This window comes from Demequina muriae (assembly GCF_030418295.1).
Classification (GTDB): domain Bacteria; phylum Actinomycetota; class Actinomycetes; order Actinomycetales; family Demequinaceae; genus Demequina; species Demequina muriae.
In genome coordinates, this window is the sequence record NZ_JAUHQA010000001.1 from 1,917,954 (window position 1) to 1,936,701 (window position 18,748).

General features: G+C 67.9%; 14 protein-coding genes. 4 read left to right on the top strand and 10 right to left on the bottom strand.

Features of this window, described 5'->3' with window-relative positions; genetic code table 11:
- Positions 1 to 4: 4 nt before the first annotated feature.
- The 4 genes from QQX02_RS09020 to QQX02_RS09035 all read right to left on the bottom strand — a co-directional run bounded on the left by QQX02_RS09020 (position 5) and on the right by QQX02_RS09035 (position 6,180).
- The gene (locus QQX02_RS09020) at positions 5 to 373 is read right to left on the bottom strand and encodes an L-rhamnose mutarotase (protein WP_301142568.1); all 369 of its coding nucleotides are present in this window, start codon (positions 371 to 373) and stop codon (positions 5 to 7) included.
- A gap of 3 nt (positions 374 to 376) precedes the next feature.
- Positions 377 to 1,543, bottom strand: coding sequence for an L-rhamnose isomerase (gene rhaI, locus QQX02_RS09025; protein WP_301142569.1), 1,167 nt, complete (start codon positions 1,541 to 1,543; stop codon positions 377 to 379).
- A 123-nt stretch (positions 1,544 to 1,666) separates the two neighbouring features.
- Positions 1,667 to 2,944: a cellulase-like family protein gene (locus QQX02_RS09030; RefSeq protein ID WP_301142571.1), complete on the bottom strand. Its 1,278-nt coding sequence runs from the start codon at positions 2,942 to 2,944 to the stop codon at positions 1,667 to 1,669.
- Complete coding sequence (locus tag QQX02_RS09035; RefSeq protein WP_301142572.1) at positions 2,941 to 6,180, bottom strand: DUF5107 domain-containing protein; 3,240 nt, start codon at positions 6,178 to 6,180, stop codon at positions 2,941 to 2,943. Before QQX02_RS09035 ends, QQX02_RS09030 begins: the two co-directional genes overlap by 4 nt.
- 96 nt (positions 6,181 to 6,276) lie before the next feature.
- On the opposite strand from QQX02_RS09035, the gene QQX02_RS09040 reads away from it, so the two are divergent.
- A complete protein-coding gene (locus QQX02_RS09040) occupies positions 6,277 to 7,140 on the top strand; it encodes an AraC family transcriptional regulator (protein WP_301142573.1) in 864 nt (287 codons plus the stop codon).
- On the opposite strand, the gene QQX02_RS09045 is transcribed toward QQX02_RS09040, so the two are convergent.
- The 3 genes from QQX02_RS09045 to QQX02_RS09055 form a co-directional block, all read right to left on the bottom strand.
- On the bottom strand, positions 7,141 to 8,004 hold the full coding sequence (locus QQX02_RS09045; RefSeq protein WP_301142575.1) for a carbohydrate ABC transporter permease: 864 nt from the start codon (positions 8,002 to 8,004) through the stop codon (positions 7,141 to 7,143). It abuts the gene before it with no gap.
- Positions 7,998 to 8,894, bottom strand: coding sequence for a carbohydrate ABC transporter permease (locus QQX02_RS09050; protein ID WP_301142577.1), 897 nt, complete (start codon positions 8,892 to 8,894; stop codon positions 7,998 to 8,000). Before QQX02_RS09050 ends, QQX02_RS09045 begins: the two co-directional genes overlap by 7 nt.
- Positions 8,895 to 8,968: 74 nt before the next feature.
- On the bottom strand, positions 8,969 to 10,261 hold the full coding sequence (locus tag QQX02_RS09055; RefSeq protein WP_301142579.1) for an ABC transporter substrate-binding protein: 1,293 nt from the start codon (positions 10,259 to 10,261) through the stop codon (positions 8,969 to 8,971).
- A gap of 470 nt (positions 10,262 to 10,731) precedes the next feature.
- On the opposite strand from QQX02_RS09055, the gene QQX02_RS09060 reads away from it, so the two are divergent.
- Genes QQX02_RS09060 through QQX02_RS09070 form a run of 3 tightly spaced genes read left to right on the top strand, consistent with a single transcriptional unit; the run spans position 10,732 to position 14,482 of the window.
- The gene (locus QQX02_RS09060) at positions 10,732 to 12,042 is read left to right on the top strand and encodes an MFS transporter (RefSeq protein WP_301142580.1); all 1,311 of its coding nucleotides are present in this window, start codon (positions 10,732 to 10,734) and stop codon (positions 12,040 to 12,042) included.
- A complete protein-coding gene (locus QQX02_RS09065) occupies positions 12,039 to 13,076 on the top strand; it encodes a M24 family metallopeptidase (protein WP_301142581.1) in 1,038 nt (345 codons plus the stop codon). Before QQX02_RS09060 ends, QQX02_RS09065 begins: the two co-directional genes overlap by 4 nt.
- A gap of 11 nt (positions 13,077 to 13,087) precedes the next feature.
- Positions 13,088 to 14,482 carry a glycoside hydrolase family 5 protein gene (locus QQX02_RS09070; RefSeq protein WP_301142582.1) on the top strand — a complete coding sequence of 465 codons (1,395 nt, stop codon included), beginning with the start codon at positions 13,088 to 13,090 and terminating at the stop codon, positions 14,480 to 14,482.
- Positions 14,483 to 14,500: 18 nt separating this feature from the next.
- On the opposite strand, the gene QQX02_RS09075 is transcribed toward QQX02_RS09070, so the two are convergent.
- From QQX02_RS09075 to QQX02_RS09085, 3 genes are all read right to left on the bottom strand, one after another.
- On the bottom strand, positions 14,501 to 16,141 hold the full coding sequence (locus QQX02_RS09075) for an MGH1-like glycoside hydrolase domain-containing protein (protein ID WP_301142583.1): 1,641 nt from the start codon (positions 16,139 to 16,141) through the stop codon (positions 14,501 to 14,503).
- A gap of 79 nt (positions 16,142 to 16,220) precedes the next feature.
- Positions 16,221 to 17,558: an ABC transporter substrate-binding protein gene (locus QQX02_RS09080; protein ID WP_301142584.1), complete on the bottom strand. Its 1,338-nt coding sequence runs from the start codon at positions 17,556 to 17,558 to the stop codon at positions 16,221 to 16,223.
- Between the two features lie 167 nt (positions 17,559 to 17,725).
- Positions 17,726 to 18,730: a LacI family DNA-binding transcriptional regulator gene (locus QQX02_RS09085; RefSeq protein ID WP_301142585.1), complete on the bottom strand. Its 1,005-nt coding sequence runs from the start codon at positions 18,728 to 18,730 to the stop codon at positions 17,726 to 17,728.
- Positions 18,731 to 18,748 lie beyond the last annotated feature (18 nt).

Below are 18,748 nucleotides of genomic sequence, written 5' to 3' on the forward strand. Positions count from 1 at the left end.
GCGGTCAGGAGGCAGATGTGCGGCGCACGTCGGGGGACAGCGCCGCCAGTTGGGCCTCGAGGTTGAACACTTCGGTCAGGTGCGGGGCGCTCTGATCGGCACGTGCGCCGTCGAGCGAGACGAAGAACGGCGCCATGGTCGCCTCCCACTCAGCGGTGCGGGGGTCCTCCGCCAGGGCGCGAGACGAGGCCTCATCGTCGTCGGACTCGTAGCAGCCCACCAGCAGCCCGTCAGGACGCAGGAACAGGGAGTACTCACGGCGGCCGGCGTCGCGGATCGCGTCGAGCATCTCTGGCCACACCGTCCGATGCGCGTCGATGTACTCATCGAGGCGATCGCGATCGACCTGGAGCGTGAAGCACACGCGGGGCACGGCTCAGGCTCCCCAGCCGGCCTGGGCGCCACCGGTGCGCTCAGCGACGATGCGGTCCTTGTATCCGGAGGAGGCGAATGCCGCCATCGGGTCCGCAGGAAGGCCCTTCGCCGCGCGCCACTCGGCCAGCGCGGGTCGTACGTCCGTGTAGAAGGCGTCCATCAGAATGCCGTTGGCTGCCAGCACATCTCCCGCCGCCTGGGCCTTGTCCAGCGCATCGCGGTCCACGAGCAGCGCGCGTGCGGTCATCTCCTGGACGTTGAGGACGCTCCTGATCTGGCCGGGGATCTTGTCCTCGATGTTGTGGCACTGGTCGAGCATGAAGGCGGTGTCGCCGTCGTTGCCGTAGCCGCCGCCGCGGATCACCTCGACCAGGATCCGGAACAACTGGAAGGGGTCGGCTGCGCCCACGATGAGGTCATCGTCGGCATAGAAGCGAGAGTTGAAGTCGAAGGAGCCGAGTCGACCGAGTCGCAGTAGTTGCATCACGATGAACTCGATGTTGGTGCTGGGGGCGTGGTGGCCGGTGTCGAGGCACACGACGGCGCGCTCGCCGAGCGAGGCGCACTGGGCGTAGCTGGTGCCCCAGTCCGGAACGTCCATGTGATAGAACGCCGGCTCGAAGATCTTGTACTCGAGCACCAGCCGCTGGTGCTCTCCGATGCGGCCGTAGATCTCCTGGAGCGCCTCGTGCATGCGGTCCTGGCGTCCCCGCATGTCGTCCTGGCCGGGGTAGTTGGTGCCGTCGGCGAGCCAGATCTTGAGGTCGCGGGACCCCGTCTCGTCCATGATGTCGATGCATTCGAGGTGGTGGTCGATGGCCTTGCGGCGCACGCGCGCGTCGCGGTGGGCGAGCGAGCCGAGCTTGTAGTCGTCGTCCTGGAACGTGTTCGAGTTGATGGTGCCCAGTGAGACGCCCTCCGACTCCGCGTGTGCGCGGAGCTTCCCGTAGTCGTCCACCTTGTCCCACGGGATATGAAGCGCGACGGACGGCGAGAGCCCCGTGTGGCGGTGAACTTGGGCGGCGTCGGAGACCTTCTCGAACGGATCCCGCGGCACTCCAGGCTGGCCGAAGACGCGAAAGCGCGTACCCGAGTTGCCGAAGGCCCAGGACGGAAGCTCGATGGCCTGCTCATCGAGGCGGCCTGCGATGGTGTCGAACTGTGGCATGACGTCGTTGTCCTTCCAGAATTGAAACGATTCACCTCCGAGCCTAGGCAGGTCGTTCGTCGCTGTCAACGAGGGCGAGGGTGGGATTTCACCACGCGTGTGCAGTCCCCGTCCGTCAGGCTCTCAGGACTGAGCGCGGATCTTGGCGTTGAGTCGGATCTGCCAGGCGCGCTGCTCCCACATGGGGTGATGCGGTGCAGCGTTCGAGCACAGCACCATTCCCCAGGCTCCCTCCGCGAGAGCGGTCTCCACGCCAGCTTCCACGAGTGCCCTGCCGCCCGGCCCTTCTTCGAACGTGCCATGGAGGGGCGTGTAGCCCACCCAGCCTTCGCCGATCACCGCCGGTACGCCCCGCCAGTGCGCTGCGCGCGCGATCGCCTTGGTGCGCGAGGTGATCTCGCGGATCATCATCGCCCGGTACTCCCCGTAGTGCGAGTAGAGCCACGTGTCCCACGCATCGGCGTCGAGCCAGTCGTAGCCGTAGATCATGCGATCGGTCACGACCGTCGCGTTCATCTTCCAGGCGATCGGGGCGCCGTACGCCTGAGGGCTGGGGGAGTCCTTCACCAGCATCGCGGCCAGCGCGTCACCGGGATAGTTCTCCATTCCTGTCCCTCGGATGTCCAGTTCGTCCTGGAGAGCGTCGAGAACGCCATAGCTGTACACGTGGCACTGGATCGCGCCCATTGACTCAGGCAGCCTGTACATCTCGAGGTGGGGTGGCTTGCCGTAGCTGGCCGTGACCACCAGGTCGGAGTGGTGCGCTCTCAACTCCGTCAGAGCGTCTGCCATGTTCTCCATGGGGGGGAGCATCGAGAAGTCCACCTCGTTATGAAGCTCGACCATGGCGATGCGGTCGCGGTGGCCTCGTGCGTCGAGCCAGCGGATCAGCCCATCCCACGCGGTCGCGAGCGCGCGGGGCCGCTTCTCGAGCGGGACCGAGTCGATCGCCTCCCACCACCGTGAGGAGGCGGCGAATGCCGTCGCCTGCTGGTACTCCCAGCTGGCGAGCATGATCACCATTCCGTGACGACGAGCGGCCGCGAAGAGTGCCTCGAGCCGCTCATAGAGGTTGATCGAATATCCGCCCGGCGCGTCGTACCATCGCGTCCGCTGGCCGTAGTAGCCGCCGGTGTTCGCGCGCCCCAGGCCTTCGATCCGGAGGTCCCGCGCGAGGTCCTCGACGCCGAGACCACCGAACATCAGCATCGGTGCGGCGCAGATGCGGATCGCGTTGTAGCCGAGGCTCGCGGCGTCCGCGACGGCGGCGTCGATGTCCTCATACGGCTCCCCTTGGCCGCACCGCGTGTACCAGGAGAAGTCCCACAACGTGATGGCGAGGCGTGTGGGCAGGTGGTCAGGTACGCCCGCGGCAGTCGGATACGTGTGCGACACGGTCATTCCTCCCTTCGGCGCCCGCGTTCGGCGAGCGCGCGCAACTGTGCCACGTGCAGGGCACGATGTGGTGCAGTGTCGGTATCGAACACGAGAAGCTCCGGGAGCGACGTCGCGAAGTAGTCTGGAGCGTCCCCTGCTGCGTCGAGCGCATCGGCCCGTTCCTCGAGCGCCCGCCAGACGCCATCGGCGGACGCAGGGTCGTTCCCACGCAGGTGAGCGACGCCACGCCAGAAGTCACGCTCGGACGCGGGGGTCGGATCGACGGCGAAGGGGTCCGATGCGCGGGCCGCCTCCCACGCCGCACGTGCTCCGTCCTCATCGCCGGCGCGTGCCCGCAGGTCTCCCAAGAGCACCAGGCGTTCGGTGGGGCGCGTCTGCGGGTGGCGTCCCTCGCCGAGCGTCTGTGGCACCGTGAAGCCGTCGTCGAGGAGGGCGATCGCCGCGTCCACGTCCGTCTCGCTGAGCTGTCGAGCTCGCGCGCACAGTGCGCGATCGAATGCGTCGATGAGCCGGCCCTCGCCGCCCTCGAACGGTCGGAACCGCCGCGTCGAGACGATCTGCCACGCCTCCTGCTCACGGCCATCGTCGAGTAGCAGCTCGACGTAGACCAGGGCGAGGTCGTCGCGTTCCTCGACGAGCCGTCGGTGAGGCTCCATGAGGTCGAGCCTATGGCGCGGCGCGAGCCCGCGGGCTCGCGCCAGGGCGTCGCGTTCGAGGACGAGGCGTGCGATGGGCGAGGCCTTCAGCGCACGCTCGAGTAGCGCGTCGGCCTCCACGGGGTCGCCGTCGGAGCGCATGAGTGCCACAGCGAGATTGCGGAGCGTGACGGCGTCATCGGGCCCGTTGGCGATTGCACTTCGGAGAATGCGCACGGCGTCCGCAGCCCTGCCCGCATCGATCAGCCACATCCCGAGCAGCGAGAGCGCGCGCGCATCTGTGGGGTCTGCTGTGATCGCGGCGACCAGAGCGTCGTGCTGGTCGAGTCCCGCCGGGAAGGCCAGCGAGTGGTCGGCGGCGGCCGCCGCGGCACGATCGGCCTGCGCGCTGGCGGGGCGGCCGATGCGCTCCCACCACGAAGCGCGGAGGTAGAGGCGCATGGGCTCGGGATTGCCGAACGCGCGGGGTTCTGCTGGCTCGGAGGCTTCGGTAGCGGCCAGCGCCTCGTCCCAACCCCCTGCGCGAGCGAGTTCGGCGGCGGCGTCGAGCCGTGCGCGTGGGTCCGTGCCTGCTGGGCGGCGCGCAAGCGCGCGGGTCACGGGGTCCAGCGGGTCCTCGTCGAGCAACCGCGTGAGACTGGCATCCGCAGTCTCACGGAGACCGAGCGCACGCTGAGCGAGCACGATGAGGCGACGTGCCTCCGGAACATGGGCCGCGGCTTGCGCCATCGTGGCTGCATCGGAGGGGCGCCCTGTGCGGAGCGCGATCCGGGCACGCGCCAAGGATGATGGCGCCCGCCAGGCGGACAGCCATGCAGCGCGCGCGAAGGCGGCATCGGCTTCGTCGTCCCGACCGGCACGCTCCAGCGCCAAGCCGAGCAGATAGTGCGGCTCTCCGTCGCGAGTGTTGAGGTTGCGTTTCTGTAGACGTGCCACAGCACGCTCCAAATGGTGAATCGCTTCCACGTATCGTCCCTGCTCGAGCCGAATGGCGCCGATATGGGTGTGGGCGCGCGTATCTGCGGCATCGCGGTTCAGTGCCTCGCTCAGGTACGGCTCCGCCGCCCGAGACGGATGCCGGTACTGCTCAAGATGGGTCGCGGTCACGATGAGTTCGTCGTTGGAGTCGATCTCTGCTGGCAGCGGCGGCGCCTCTGCCACCCACGGCTCGTCGACCGTCGCATCCTGGGCGTCCCATTGCACGAGCAGGTGATCTCCCGCAGCGACGCGAACGGCCAAGGCAGCGCCGGCATCGATCGAGACCTCGGCGCGGAAGGGTCGGTCAGGGCCGATGGTCGCCGTCCACCTGGCCACTTCGGTTCCGTCGGCGACGACGGTGACGAGACACTCCGGTCGCGCGGATGTGGTGATCACCGCGACCCTGGCCGTCGTGTCGTCGACGGTGACGGAGACTGCGGCATCGGGCGTTGCCTGGCGCGCGGGACCGATCCGGTGGATCGGATACCAGTACTGGCTGAAGGACTTGGTCTCGCCGGGTGCGAGCCAGGCGAAGTCGGGCTGGTTGTCGGTATAGACGCCGGCCATGAGCTCGACGTATGGCCCGTCGTCGTCGGTCAGCTGAGCGTCCCACGCGCGCCCGATGGCCCCGTCTCCCCACGTCCATTGCTTCTTTCCCGGCGCGATCGAAGGATCTGCCCAATGCACGAACCCCGCGTCAGCCGCGTGGTCGTAGCCTCCGAAGAACGCGTGCGCCGTGTCGGTGATCATGTATGAGGTGGGCACGGGGAGGTTTGCGTAGTAGTCGATGCGGTCGGCGTCGACGCGGGAGGCCGCCAGCGCCGGATAGTCGACGCCGTAGTAGGGGCGGTCGGCGGCAGGGAACGAGGTGATGGCTCGTCGTGCGTGGTCGGCGACGTACCGGACGTCGTCGGGGAAGAACGACTGGTACTGGTCATGCACGCGGGCGGCGACGTTCGCCCACCACAGGAACGTCTGAACCGTGTCGCGGCGGTTATGCGCATGCACCTCGGCCTCGACCAGCGATGAGCCGGGTCGCAGCCGGACGCCGTGCTGTGCGCGCATCCTTTGCAGGGGGTCGAGGTCGCTGTGCCACACGACGACGGAGCCGTCGTCCTCCCGCTCGATGCGCCAATCGACGGGCAAGAACGTCCCGGGCCGGTGGTGTTGGGGCCAGTTGAACTCGACTCCGCCGGAGATCCATGGCCCCGCGAGCCCCACGAGAGCGGGCTTGATGACGTTGTTGCGGTAGAAGAAGTCGTAGCCTGCGACCTTGTCGTACCCGATGTGGATCCTGCCGCCGATCTCTGGCAGGAGCAGCAGGCGCACATAGGCGTTCTCGAGGTGCACGGCCTGCCACTCTCGGGGAGCCTTCTCGTGGTCGATGGAGTCGACGATCGGCATGGGGTAGACGCGCCCGCTCGACCCCTGGTAGACGCGACGCTCGAGGAACAAGGGGTACGGATCGGGTGCCCCAGGCGCGTATGTGTCGATCGTGACGGGCTCGCTCCAACAGGCCACTCCACCGTCGGCGAGTATGGCCTCCTGGTCGGCCGGAGCGGGCGGGAGTACGAGGGTGCTGGGGACGGCGTCATTGCGGGTCACAGGACGAAACTACGGCGATTGCCGGAGCGCGACCATGGGCGTTCCTTCGAAAGACCTAGACGATTTGATGGAGCACGTGGGCCTTAGGATGCGACCATGGAGAAGAGGGAGGGCTTCGAGCATCAGCGTCTGATGGTCGTGCCGCGACCCATGGTCGTCGAGGCGTTGTCGCAGCCGATCACGCGGCGCATGGTGGTGACCGATGCGGGCTACTTTCCGCGGGCGACCGACCACGCCCGGCGCCGGGCGCAGGGCGTCCCGGAGACCATCGTGATCGTCTGCGTTTCGGGCAGGGGGTGGGTCGAATCCGAAGGGCGCCGGTCGGGCGTCGGAGCGGCGACCGCGATCGTGATTCCTCCTCACGTGCCTCACGCGTACGGCGCGAGCGAGGATGATCCATGGACGATCTGGTGGTGCCACATGCGGGGAAGCGACATCCCCGATTTCCTCGGCGAACTGGGCGCCGGACCGCGCCGGTTGACCTTTCCACTGCGAGCAGTGGACCGCGTCACTGCTCACCTGGATGAGATCGCCGTCGCGATCGAGCGGCGACTCACTCCTGCGTCACTGGTGGCAACGGCCGGCATCGCCTGGCGAATGTGGAGCCAGTTGGCGGTGGATCGCGTGGTCTCGGAGGACGGCACTCCTGTCGAGCGGGCCTTGCGCTACCTCGCGGAGCGCATCGATGGGCGCGTCACGGTTCCGGAGCTTGCGGCGCTCGTCGGGATCTCGCCTTCGCATCTGTCGACGCTCGTGCGGGAGGTCACGGGTGGTGGGGTCCTCGCCTACCACCGGTCGCTGAAGATGGCGCGGGCCCGCGAACTGTTGGATACGACCGAGTTGCCGGTGGGTGAGATCGCCAAGGCCGTGGGAATGGAGGATCCGTTCTACTTCTCCCGCCAGTTCCGTCAGGTGCATGGGCTGAGCCCGTCGCAGTACCGTGCCACCCGCAAGGGCTGATCAGCCCTTAGTGGAGCCTGCGGTGAGGTCGGCTCGCCAGAAGCGCTGAAGCCCCACCATCAGAGCGACGAGCACGATGGCCGAGACGGCCGAGCCCCCGATCACGAGTTCGTAGAACATCGGGTCGCGCTGGGTCTGCGAGTTCCACAGCGTCAGGCCGAGCGTCACGGGGAACGTTGCCGTCTCATTGAGCATCACCAGCGGCAGCAGGTAGTTGTTCCAGATCGTCACGAACTGGAAGAGGAAGATCGTCACGAGCGCGGGCACCATGATGCGGGCCGCGATGGAGGCGAAGATGCGGACCTCACCAGCGCCGTCCAGACGCGCGGCCTCGATGACCTCGTCTGGAACGCTCGCATTGGCGTGGATGCGTGCCAGGTAGACGCCGAAGGGACTCACCATGCTGGGAAGCAACACCGACCAGTAGGTGCCCGTCAGGTTCACGTTGTTGAGCAAGAAGTACAGCGGCAGCGCGATGACCGTGGCGGGAACGAGGACGCCTCCGAGGATCACGGAGAAGAGCGCTTCTCTGCCGCGGAAGGAGTACTTGGCGATGGCATACCCGCACATGGCGGAGATGATCATCGCGACGAACGCGCCGACACCGGAGTAGAGGAGCGAGTTCCCGAGCCACTGCGCGTACACACCGCCGTCCTGAGCGAACAGCTGACGGAGGTTGTCCCAGGCCTGCGGCGAGTCCGAGAACCAGAGCCCGAACGAGCCGAAGACGTCCCCGGTGGACTTGGTGGCTGCGATCGCGACCCATACCAGGGGGATCACGAAGTAGATGGCCGCGACTCCGAGGACGATGCTGACCGCGACCGTGCTCACGGCGGGCTTCGAGCGACGTTTCTGCGTCACCATGCGCGGTTCCCCTTACGGTTGACGGCTCGCAGGAACCCGAACGAGAACACCATGCCGAGCAGCGCCACGATGACGGCCATGGCTGCGGCGAGGTTGGGGTTGCCGAGTGCGAACGCTTGGTTGTAGGCCGCGAGATTGGGCGTGAAGTTGGAGTCGATCGCCGTGGTCAGCGGGAGGAGCACCAGGGGCTCGACGAACAGCTGCAGCGTCCCGATGATCGTGAAGACCGTCACGAGAATGATGGAGGATCGCACGAGTGGCAGTTTGATGTGCCAGATGAGACCCCACGCAGACGCCCCGTCCATCCGAGCGGCTTCGTAGAGTTCGGCTGGAACGGCATCGAGCGCGGACAGCAGGATGATCATGTTGTAGCCGGCGAAGACCCAGAGCGCGATGTTCGCGATGGCGAACAGCACGCCGCCGCTGGAGAGCGGCTCGATCTCGATGCCGATCGTGGACAGCATCTCGAGAACAGGGCTCGTGGCGGGGATGTACAGGAATCCCCACAGCAGCGTCGCGACCACGCCGGGGATCCCGTAGGGAGCGAAGTACAAGACGCGGAAGAATCGCGGCCACAGTGCGCGGCCTGAGTCGAGGAGAAGGGCGAGAGTCAAGGACGTCACGACCATCAGCGGCACGAGGATCGCCGCGAACTGGACCAAGCGCACGAGGCTCTCGCGGAATGCCTCGTCGCTCATGGCCCGGCTGTAGTTGTCGAACCAGACGAACACCGTCTCTGGCGGCCCGAAGCCGAGCGCCGAACCCTTCTCCGCGAAGATGCTCTGCACGATCGCGTAGACGATCGGAGCTGCGAAGAACAGCCCGAACATCACCATGAAGGGGGTGATGAATATCCAGCGGGCTGCGCGAGTGCGGCTCTGCTGCCTCATTGTCGTCACTGTCACTCGTCTCTCGATACCTGCGTGGGTGGGAGGCGGTTGACCACGCCTCCCACCCACGGGCGTCACTCGTTGACTGAGATGCCGCGCTGCTCGAGCGCGTCCACCATGTCCGTCTCGGTCTGGGCGTAGGCGTCGGCGATCGGCTCACCGGCGTCCACGGCCGCCTTGACGTTGTCCGTCAGCGACGAGAACAGGGTCGACGAGAGCGGCGGCCACGTCCACGACGTGTCGACGTTGGCGTCTGACTCCGCGAACACGTCCCAGATGTCCTGCCCGCCGTAGAAGTCGAAGACCTCTGGGTCTTCCTGCAGCGACTCGATCTGGGAAGTATCCGCGATGGCCGGCCAGCCCGCGCCCACGCTGGTGAGGATGCTCACGCTCTCGGGGTCAGAGTTGAGCCAGAGGGCGAACTCCGCCGCCTCCTCGGGGTTCTCTGACCCCTTGAGGACCACGCTCGCGGAGCCTCCACCCCACGTGGCGGACACCGACTCGCCAGCGTCCCACTGCGGCATGGCCCCGACGGCCCAGGACCCGGCCGTGTCGGGCGCCGTGCCCCGCAGAATGGCGTCCGCCCACGAGCCCGAGATCCAGGTGACGATGTCGCCGTTCTGGATGTCTGCGTTCCACTCATTCGAGAAGTCGGCGACGATCTTCACCAGGTCCTCGTCGATGAGTCGTTGCCAGAAGTCCGCCATCTTCGCCGTCTCGGCGCTGTCGATGTCGACGTTCCAGGCTTCGCCCTCGATCGAGAACCAACTCGCTCCGGCCTGTTCCGCAAGACCGATCATCCACGGTGCCTGGTTGAACGCGAAGGCCGCGATGTAGCGGTCGGAGTCGGACTCACGGATGGCCTTGGCGGCCTCGTAGTAGTCGTCCCAGGTCTCGGGGTACGCGAGGCCCAGTTCGTCGAAGATGTCCTTGCGATAGAACTGGCCGAGGGGGCCAGACGCCTGAGGCACCGCGTAGACGCGATCCCCGAAGACCCCGGTCTGCCATTGCCAGTCGGCGAACACGTCGGCAGAGTCGCCCACGTAGTCGGTGATGTCTTCGAGGGCGTCGTTGATGAGGAAGTCAGGAATGGCGTCATAGCCCACCTGGGCGACGTCGGCCGGGTTGCCGGCCTGGACGGCCGACTGCATCGTGGCGTAGCCGCCGTCGGGACCCGCAGTGACGGTCTCCAGCGTGACGTTGACGTCGTCGTGTGCGGCGTTGAAGGCATCGACGGCCTGGTCGATGTTCGGAACCCAGGACTGGAAGGTCAGCTCGACGACCTCGCCGCTCGAGCCCTCCGTCCCGTCGGCGCTCGAGTCTGGACTGGTGTCGTCGTCATCGGCGCTGCTGCACGCCGTGAGCATGAGGCTCAGGGAAAGTACAGATGCCGCAGCGGCGCCTACTCGGCGACGCGGGGACGTGGGGGATGACATATGTGCTCCTTTGCGCTTGTCGTGTCGGGGCCGGTGGGCGGGGTCTCCCGTCAGTTGGCTCCTGCTTCGAAACTACGTCGCCGCGGACAGCCGGGCCATGGGTGATTCCGCAGTCCGCATGGACGATTCGCCGATTCCTGGTGCTCGCGCGCCGGTGAGTAGTATCCCCGCATTCGGCGACCTCGCCACCGCCCGTGAGAGTCCTGCGGTGACCGCTGGGCCCTCACTCGCAGTGCGCCTCGCCACCTGGGCGTCGGTCTCCGATCACCTTCTCATGGCGGTCGATCGACGAGGGCGTCTTCTCGATTCGCGGGAGATGCTTGACGTCTGCGCTGGTCGCGTGAAAGCGGTTTCTCCCCTAAACTGCCGCTGAGTCCACCGACGCTGGAGGGAGCAAGGCCGTGCCCGTCATCGAGCGTCGTGCGCCCTCCCGCGGCTGGCTCCTCGACACCTCCCCGCTCCGCGAATCTCCGGCGTTCCGGCGCTTCTGGGTGAGTGGAGTCGCGAGTGGCATCGGTCATCAGCTCACTGCTGTCGCCATCGCCATCCATGTCTATGAACTCAGCGGCTCGACCGCCGCCGTCGCACTGGTGGGAGGCTTCGCCCTCGCGCCGATGGCGATCATGGGGATCGTCGGCGGCAGCATCGTCGACGCGTTCGATCGCAGGCGGGTGCTGCTGGCCGCGTCGTTCATCTCCTTCATCGCCCCGGTGGGCATAGCAGCGCTCGCGTGGACGCACGTGGAAGTCCTGTGGCCGTACTACGTCTTCACCACCCTGTCCTCCACCGTGGGGTCGCTCGTCGGAGCGGCGCGGTTCGCGATCCATCCGCGGCTGGTGCGCCGCGACCAGCTGCCGGCTGTGGCGGCTCTCAGCGGCGTGAGCGCTGGACTGCAGACCGCGGTCGGTCCGGCTCTGGCGGGCCTGCTCGTGGCGGCCTTCGGCTTCGCATGGACGTACACCATCGACGTCGCACTCTTCATGGTGGGCTTCTGGGGAGTCGTCTCCCTCCCCCCGATCGCTCCGGAGCGTGCGACGCGCGTGGGCCTCACGTCCCTGCGTGAGGGAGCCCGGTTCCTTCGTGGCGCCGCCAATCTGCGCGCCGCCTTCGTCCTCCAGATCGCGACCCTGACGTTCGGTCGTCCCTACGCGATCCTGCCGGCGGTCGGCGCGGTCCTGATCGGCGGCGGTCCACTCACGGTGGGTCTGCTCACCGCATCGGCCGCCGTGGGCGTCATCCTCAGCGGTCTCGTGTCCGGTCGCCTCGGGGGCATGCACGCGCACGGCCGTGGCATCGCGCGTGCCACCGTCGGGTTCGCGGCGGCGGTGGCCATCTTCGGCGCGCTGCTGCTGGTGCTCGAACTCCGTGGCGGCGCACCCGCTGACGGACGGATGAACGTGGCCGCCCTTGCGGCAGTGGCCGCGGCGCTCGTCCTCGCGGGCGTTGCCGAGAACATCGCAAGCATCTTCCGCACCACGATGATGCAGTCCGCGACGCCGGACGAGGTGCGCGGCCGCCTCCAAGGCATGTTCACGCTGGTGCTGACAGCGGGGCCGAGGTCGGGCGACGTGTACGCGGGGTTCCTCGCCGCGGCGGCGCTGCTGTGGTGGCCCCCGCTGCTCGGCGCCGTGCTGATCGTGGCGGTGGTCGGTGCCGTGCGCGTGGCGCGCCCTCAGTTCTGGCAGTACGACGGAAGGACCCCCGTGCCATGACCTCGCCGACGGATCGGCCCGCCAAGATCGCCCGCATTCAGGCGACCCTCCACGCGCACGGTGCGACCGCGATGACGGTGACGTCACCGGAGAACCTCGCGTGGCTGCTCGATGGCGCGCGCGTGACAGTGCCGTACTCGGGGCCGCCTGTGGTGTCGGCCAGGGTCAGCCTGGACGGCGACCTCACCGTCACCGCACTCGCGAACGAGGCGCAGCGTATGCGTCACGAGGAACTCGACGCCGTCGACATCCGTTCGGTCCCGTGGCACGACGATGTGGCGCCGTTCGAGGCGGGAGCGCTGCGTGACACCGAGGTGCCGGGGGTGATGCGCGCCGCGCGCGCGTCACTCCTTCCCGTCGAGCGGCGTCGCTATGCACAGTTCTGCGCCGAGGCCGCGGCCCGCGTCGGGGCGGTCGCGCGAGCGGTGGCACGCCACGACAGCGAGCGCGATGTCGCGGCCCGCCTCGTCGCCGAGGTGGCTCGTCTGGGTGCGGATCCCATCGTGGTGCTCGTCGGTGGGGAGACCCGCACCGGAGTACAGCATCCCCTGCCCACCACTGCGCGCATCGGCCGCCGTGTCGTCATCGCAGTCGGAGCGCGCCGACACGGCATGATCGCCAATCTCACGCGGGTCGTGTCGCTGGGCGCGGCCGCACACGCGGGGGAGTCGGCGCTGCGCGAGGTGGAGGCCGATGCGTGGGCCGCCACGCGACCTGGACGTCCGCTGGGAGAGGTGCTGTCCGACATCGCCATCGCCTACCAGCGCCACGGTCTCGGGGCCGATGCGTGGCTGGCCCATCACCAGGGCGGACCCACGGGGTATGTGGGCCGAGACCCCAAGGTGATGCCAGGCGAGACTGCCGTGGTGCACGCGGGCCAGGCATTCGCCTGGAACCCCTGGGTGCAAGGCGCGAAGGCCGAGGACACCGTGATCGTGGACCGCGACGGAACGCAGGTGCTGACGGTGGACCCCGACTGGCCGACGCAGAACGTACGAGGAGTGCCGCGCCCCGCGACACTGGAACTGGAATGAGAGGAATCACCATGGCACTGGATTGGATCCGCGTCGACGGCACGAGGCTCGTGGACGAGTCAGGCACGACGGTCACGTTGTCCGGCGTGGGGCTGGGGGGCTGGATGAACATGGAGAACTTCATCACCGGCTACCCAGGCAATGAGGAGAACATCCGCCGCGTCATGCTCGACCGTATGGGGCGCGAGGCGTACGACGCGTTCTTCGACGAGTTCCTGGTCGCGTTCTTCGACGAGGCGGACGCGGCTCACCTCGCCTCACTCGGCATCAATTCCGTGCGCATCCCCTTCAACTACCGCCACTTCGAGGACGACGCCGCTCCGTTCGAGCTCAAGCAGAGCGGCTTCGCTCAGCTCGATCGTGTGGTCACCCTGCTCGCTCGTCACGGCATCTACTCGATCCTCGACCTGCACGCGTTGCCGGGACGGCAGAACCAGCACTGGCACTCGGATAACCCCACCCACATCGCCGACTTCTGGACGCATCGGCATTTCCAGGATCGCGTGGTGCACCTCTGGGAGGCGCTCGCGGAGCACTTCAAGGACCGGCCCGAAGTCGCCGGGTACAACCCGATGAACGAGCCGTCGGACCCGACTGGCGCCGTCCTGCCGGTGTTCTACGAGCGGCTCGAGAAGGCGATCCGGGCGATCGACAATCGCCACGTGCTGTTTCTGGATGGCAACAAGTACTCGACCGACTTCTCGTTCCTCGACGGTCGCGCCGAGCCGCTGCCCAACACGGTCTACACCGCACACGACTACGCGCTCCCGGGCATCACAAGCGCGACCGCCTATCCAGGCGTCACCAGGGGAGAGCACTTTGACCGTGGCGTCGTGGAACAGACGTTCCTGCGCCGCACCGAATATATGCGCCGCACGGGCACTCCGATCTGGATCGGCGAGTTCGGTCCGGTGTATTCCGACGATCGCTCTCAGGACTCGTGGCGATACCAGTTGCTGCGCGACCAGCTTGAGATCTACCGCGATCACGGCGCCAGCTGGGCGCTCTGGACCTACAAGGACATCGGGCTTCAGGGGCTGGTGTGCGCGCGCCCCGACAGCCCGTATGTGGAGTTGATCGCGGACCTGGTCGAGCGCAAGAAGCGACTGGGAGTCGACTCATGGGGCGGCTCCGATGTGGGGGTGCGGGACATCCTCGACCCCATCGACGCGGCCTTCGACGCGGAGTTCCCTGACTTCGCGCCGTGGCCCTGGGGTCGCCAGCCGCACATCGCGACGCTGGTGCGCCACATCCTGCTCGCGGAGCCGCTCGCCGAGCAGTTCGGTGATCGCTTCGCAGGGGTGGACCCCGCACAGGCGCGGGCACTCGCGGCCAGCTTCCGCTTCGACGAGACCGTCGAGCGCTCGGGTCTGTCAGACGTGCTGCGCAGCCACCTGACCGCATGACTCCGGGCGGCGGGGCCGCTACGAGCGCGGCGTGATCACGCCGATGCTCGTGCGGCCCCCGCGCGTTCCTCCGTGCACCGCGACGCGGTCATTGCCAGCGAGCGTGAGCGACAGCACGTCCGGTCCGATCGTGAGGTCGCCCGACACGGGTGCGGGGGACAGGCCCACGACCGTGTCGAGGTCGCCTGCTGCGTCGAGGACGATGCGCCAGCCGCGGGGGAAGGTCAGCCAGAGGTCGCCGTCGCGCCACAACTGAGCGACGTGGTCGTCCATCGCCAACTCGTACGCGACCCCCGCATGCGTGCGGGCGTACGCGACCGCATCGGCCGCCGTGCCGTGGCCCATGCGGGTCGGCGCGAGCGCGCTGCACCAGAGCTCGCCGTCGGGCTGGGGGAGGATTCCGCAGTGGCGCTCGATCGCATCGAGGAACCACAGGATCGCGGGTGAGTAGACCTCGGTGAAGCCCGCGTCGCCGCTCCACGGGTCGAAGCACTGCGGGAAGCGGTCCGCGGCGGCGAGGGCCTCGATCATCGGTGTGCTCAGCATGCCGAGCTCTGCCACACGACCCTGATGCTCGAAGGCGGCAGGGGTGCGAAGCATGGTGAGAGCATTCGTCGGCCCGCCCCACGAGTTCCGGGAGAAGTCGCGGTCGAACCGGGGATCGTCCAGTGCGATCGAGGTGAGGCCGTAGCCCGCCAGGAACTTGGTGCGGTTCATCAGGTAGCGCTCGAGCGCGCGCGAGACCATGGCGCCGTCGCCGATCTCGCAAGCGAGCACCCGCAGCAGCACGTCCGACTGCAGCCGTCGGCGGGTGCCAGTCGCCTCCATGTCGTAGAAGAACTCGTCCTCCTCGTCGAAGCACTCGCGCCACAGGCTCGCCTCGCTCGTCCGGGCGCGCTCGCGCCAGGGCTCCCCGTCCTCCCCGAGCTCCTCGGCGATGAGAGCGAGGTAGGACCGCTGGCACGCGACGTTGGCGGTGAGGTCGGGCGCCACGAGCGGGAGCAGGGGGTCCGAGTCGTCCCAGCGCGTCGCGTCACCGTCAACGCACCGATCTGCGACTCCCCAGAAGCGGGGCGACAGATCATGGCCGGTGTCGAAGGTGCAGAAGGCCTCGACGCCGCCGGTGCCGCGCGTGTCGCGGTGGCGGGCGAGCCACGCATCCATCCGTGCCATCGCCTCGTACATGGTCCGCAGATGGTCGGGGGCTCCGCCGCAGAGCCGGTGGTGGTTCCATACGGCGCGCGCGAGCGGCGACACGATCTGGATCTGACTGAACCCTGGGCCGTCGGACGTGACCTTGTACGGCATGAGGCCGTCGTCGCGCATATGGGTGGCGAACAGTCGGTGGGTCGCCTCGGAGACCTCGGGGGCGAACCGAGTCAGCACCTCGGTGCTCGCCGTGCCCGTGCTCTCGATCCATGCGCCGTGATACACGCCCCCTTCGCTGACGACTGACGCACCTCCGGCGAACGGGCTGATACATTGCGCGAGCTCGCGGAGTGCCTGGTCCCATCGCGCTTCGAGAGTGCCGCCCACGGAGGAAAAGCGCACGCCAGCCTCGAGCAGCCCTGAGCTGAGCGGGTGGTCGGTGCTGAGACCTGCGCGCGCGGCGGCCGATGCGGCATGCAGTCGTGAGCGGGCGTCATCAAGCGAGTTCATGGTTCCATCCTGGTGGACGACAGCGACGGGCGGCCCCGACAGGGGACCGCCCGCCGCTGAGGTGGGTTGAGCCGGTGACTCAGTTCAAGTCGCCCGACAGCTGCTCGATCCAGATCTGCGCCGCCTCCTGCGGAGTGGCGTCGCCGAACAGGACCGCTGCCTCGGCGTCCTGGGTGTACTTGTTCATGTTCGCGCCGCCATCAGGCTGAGGCGGTGCGACGGTGCCGGAGTCGAGCACGGACTGCACATACTCGGCGGCCACCTGGCTCGGTCCCTCGAGCAGCGGTGCCACGACCTCGGCTGTGTCCGGGTTGAAGGGCACGCCGCGAGTGTCGAGGATGAGCTCAGCAGCGGCGGGCTCGTTCAGGAACCAGTCGACCAGCATGGCCGCCTCTTCCGGGTGTGCGGTCGCTGCGTTGATCGACCAGAAGGACGACGGCAGCAGGGCCACGCCAGTCTGGTCGGTGTTCGTCGGGGGCGTCAGCACCGTCGTGGTGCCACCCATCTCATAGGTGCCCACGAGGTTCGAGTATCCGAACGTGATTCCTGCCTGGCCCAGCGTGTACAGCTGCTGGTCCGGGGGCAGCGCCCACCCCGCGGTGATGATGCTCGGGTCCGGGAGTCCGCCGCCGTCGAGCATCTCGAGCTCGATCTCGTACCAGCTGGCGATGTCATCCGCTTCGACAGCGAGCTGGCCCTCCCAGTCGTAGATGCCGAGCTCCGTCTCCTGGGCCGCGTAGGTGCCGATGATGTCCTGCACTCGCAGGTCGAGGCCGTACACGGGCTCGCCGGCCTCGTTCGTGAGGCCGGCGCTGCCGATGGCGTTCGATGCCTCGATCACGTCGTCCCAGGTCCATGACTCGTCCGGGAGGTCCACGCCGGCCTCGGCGAAGATGTCCTCGTTGATGAACGCAGCGGTCGCGTTGCCGCCGGTGGGCAGGCCATACAGCGTGCCGTCCACAACGGCGCTCGTCGTGGAGAAGTCCGGATACTGGTCTGCCTGCACGATGTCGGCGACGGTGCCGATGTCGAGCAGTGCGCCAGCCGCGCCATACTCCTGCGGCTTGGCCCCGCCCAGCGCGAACACGTCCGGCGCGGTCTCGCCGCCGGTGCCGAAGTCCGTCGCGAGTCGGTTGAACAGGTCGTCGGGGCTTCCGACGGGAGTCTGGGTCACCGAGATGTTCGGGTGCTCCGCCTCGAACATCGTGATCACTTCATCGAACAACGCTGCGCGAGCATCGTCGCCCCACCAGGACATCTCCAGCGTGATCGCCTCGTCGGTGGAGCCGTTGTCGTCAGTGCTGCCGGAGCTCTCCGGGTCGGAGTCCGCAGAGCAGGCCGTGAGGACGAGCGCGGTGGCGAGAGCGGCGGTGGCCGCCGCGCCCTTCCGCGCCGGGAAACGGGGTGTACGCGTCATTGCGCCTCTTCTCCTCGTCGGTGGTATCCCACCGGTTGTGGTGCCATGGCCCCGAGGACGTCGCCCCCGGGGAAGAACGATTCATCAGACGCGCTCTCGCCTCTGAGAAACCGCTTTCTCGGAACGTACCATCGGTCGAAAACGCTGTCAACGGAGTGATTGAATCGTTACCGAATTGCGGGTCCGGTCGATGCTCGCACCTCGACGCGGGGTGCGTAGACCACGTTGTCGCCGGGTACGTCGCCAGCCAGCAGCGCGCTCATCCGGGCCCATGCCTCGACGCCGAGTTCGGCATGCCCGACTGAAGCGGTGGTCAGCGATGGGGCAGTGAAGCGGGCGAAGGGAATGTCGTCGAATCCGGTGACCGACACGTCGTCGGGCACCCGGACTCCCAGGTCGATCAGCCCGTTCAGCAGTCCCACCGCAACCAGGTCGTTGAAGGCGAGGGCCGCCGTGGCGCCCGAGTCGCGGACGGCGGTCCTGGCCGCGAAGCCGTCGTCCGACGTCACGCCGGCACGGACTCGATCGACCCGGACGCCGGGCACCGCCGCAGCGAAGTCATCGAGCCCGCGCAGTCGGTGGGCGTTCGAGGCGCTCTGGGGCGGACCCTCGAGGTAGACCAGGTGTCGGTGGCCCAGGTCGTAGACGTGCTGGGCGAGGTCGCGGATCCCGCTGCGGTAGTCGATCGAGAGCGTCGGGGTGTCGATCTCGGGGACGGCACGGTTGATCAGCACCAAGGGGCGCAACGACTCGCTGAGGGCCACCAGCTCGTCGTGCGGCATGCGCGGAGCACACAGCACGATCGCGTCGCACCGTCGCCTGATCTCCGTCGCCAGCAGCGGCTCATCGCTCGGCGACTCGGCGGAATCGGCGACCAGGACGCGGTACCCCTCCTTGCCGGCGGTCTTGCTCAGGCCGGTCAGTACGGCCTGGAACGCGGGGTTGGAGAGGTCGGGGACGACGAACGCCACGGCCTGCGTCTGGCCCAGGGCCAGGCTGCGAGCGGTGTGGTTCGGCATATAGGCGAGCGCCACGGCAGAGGCGCGCACCCTCTCGGCCACGGCCGGGTCGCCAAAGAACCTCCCGTTCATCACGCGGGACACCGTCGCCGGCGACACGTCGGCGTGCCTGGCGACCTCGGCGATGGTGGTCGCATGCCGTTCTCGAGTCACGCGAGCCTCCTCACTTCA

Excerpts from the sequence above, each read along its gene's own strand:
- rhaI (WP_301142569.1), bottom strand. The coding sequence starts at position 1,543 with ATGCCACAGTTCGACACCATCGCAGGCCGCCTCGATGAGCAGGCCATC.
- QQX02_RS09070 (WP_301142582.1), top strand. The coding sequence starts at position 13,088 with ATGGCACTGGATTGGATCCGCGTCGACGGCACGAGGCTCGTGGACGAG.
- QQX02_RS09055 (WP_301142579.1), bottom strand. The coding sequence starts at position 10,261 with ATGCTCACGGCGTGCAGCAGCGCCGATGACGACGACACCAGTCCAGAC.
- QQX02_RS09065 (WP_301142581.1), top strand. The coding sequence starts at position 12,039 with ATGACCTCGCCGACGGATCGGCCCGCCAAGATCGCCCGCATTCAGGCG.
- QQX02_RS09050 (WP_301142577.1), bottom strand. The coding sequence starts at position 8,894 with ATGAGGCAGCAGAGCCGCACTCGCGCAGCCCGCTGGATATTCATCACC.
- QQX02_RS09040 (WP_301142573.1), top strand. The coding sequence starts at position 6,277 with ATGGAGAAGAGGGAGGGCTTCGAGCATCAGCGTCTGATGGTCGTGCCG.
- QQX02_RS09075 (WP_301142583.1), bottom strand. The coding sequence starts at position 16,141 with ATGAACTCGCTTGATGACGCCCGCTCACGACTGCATGCCGCATCGGCC.
- QQX02_RS09045 (WP_301142575.1), bottom strand. The coding sequence starts at position 8,004 with ATGGTGACGCAGAAACGTCGCTCGAAGCCCGCCGTGAGCACGGTCGCG.
- QQX02_RS09030 (WP_301142571.1), bottom strand. The coding sequence starts at position 2,944 with ATGACCGTGTCGCACACGTATCCGACTGCCGCGGGCGTACCTGACCAC.
- QQX02_RS09080 (WP_301142584.1), bottom strand. The coding sequence starts at position 17,558 with ATGACGCGTACACCCCGTTTCCCGGCGCGGAAGGGCGCGGCGGCCACC.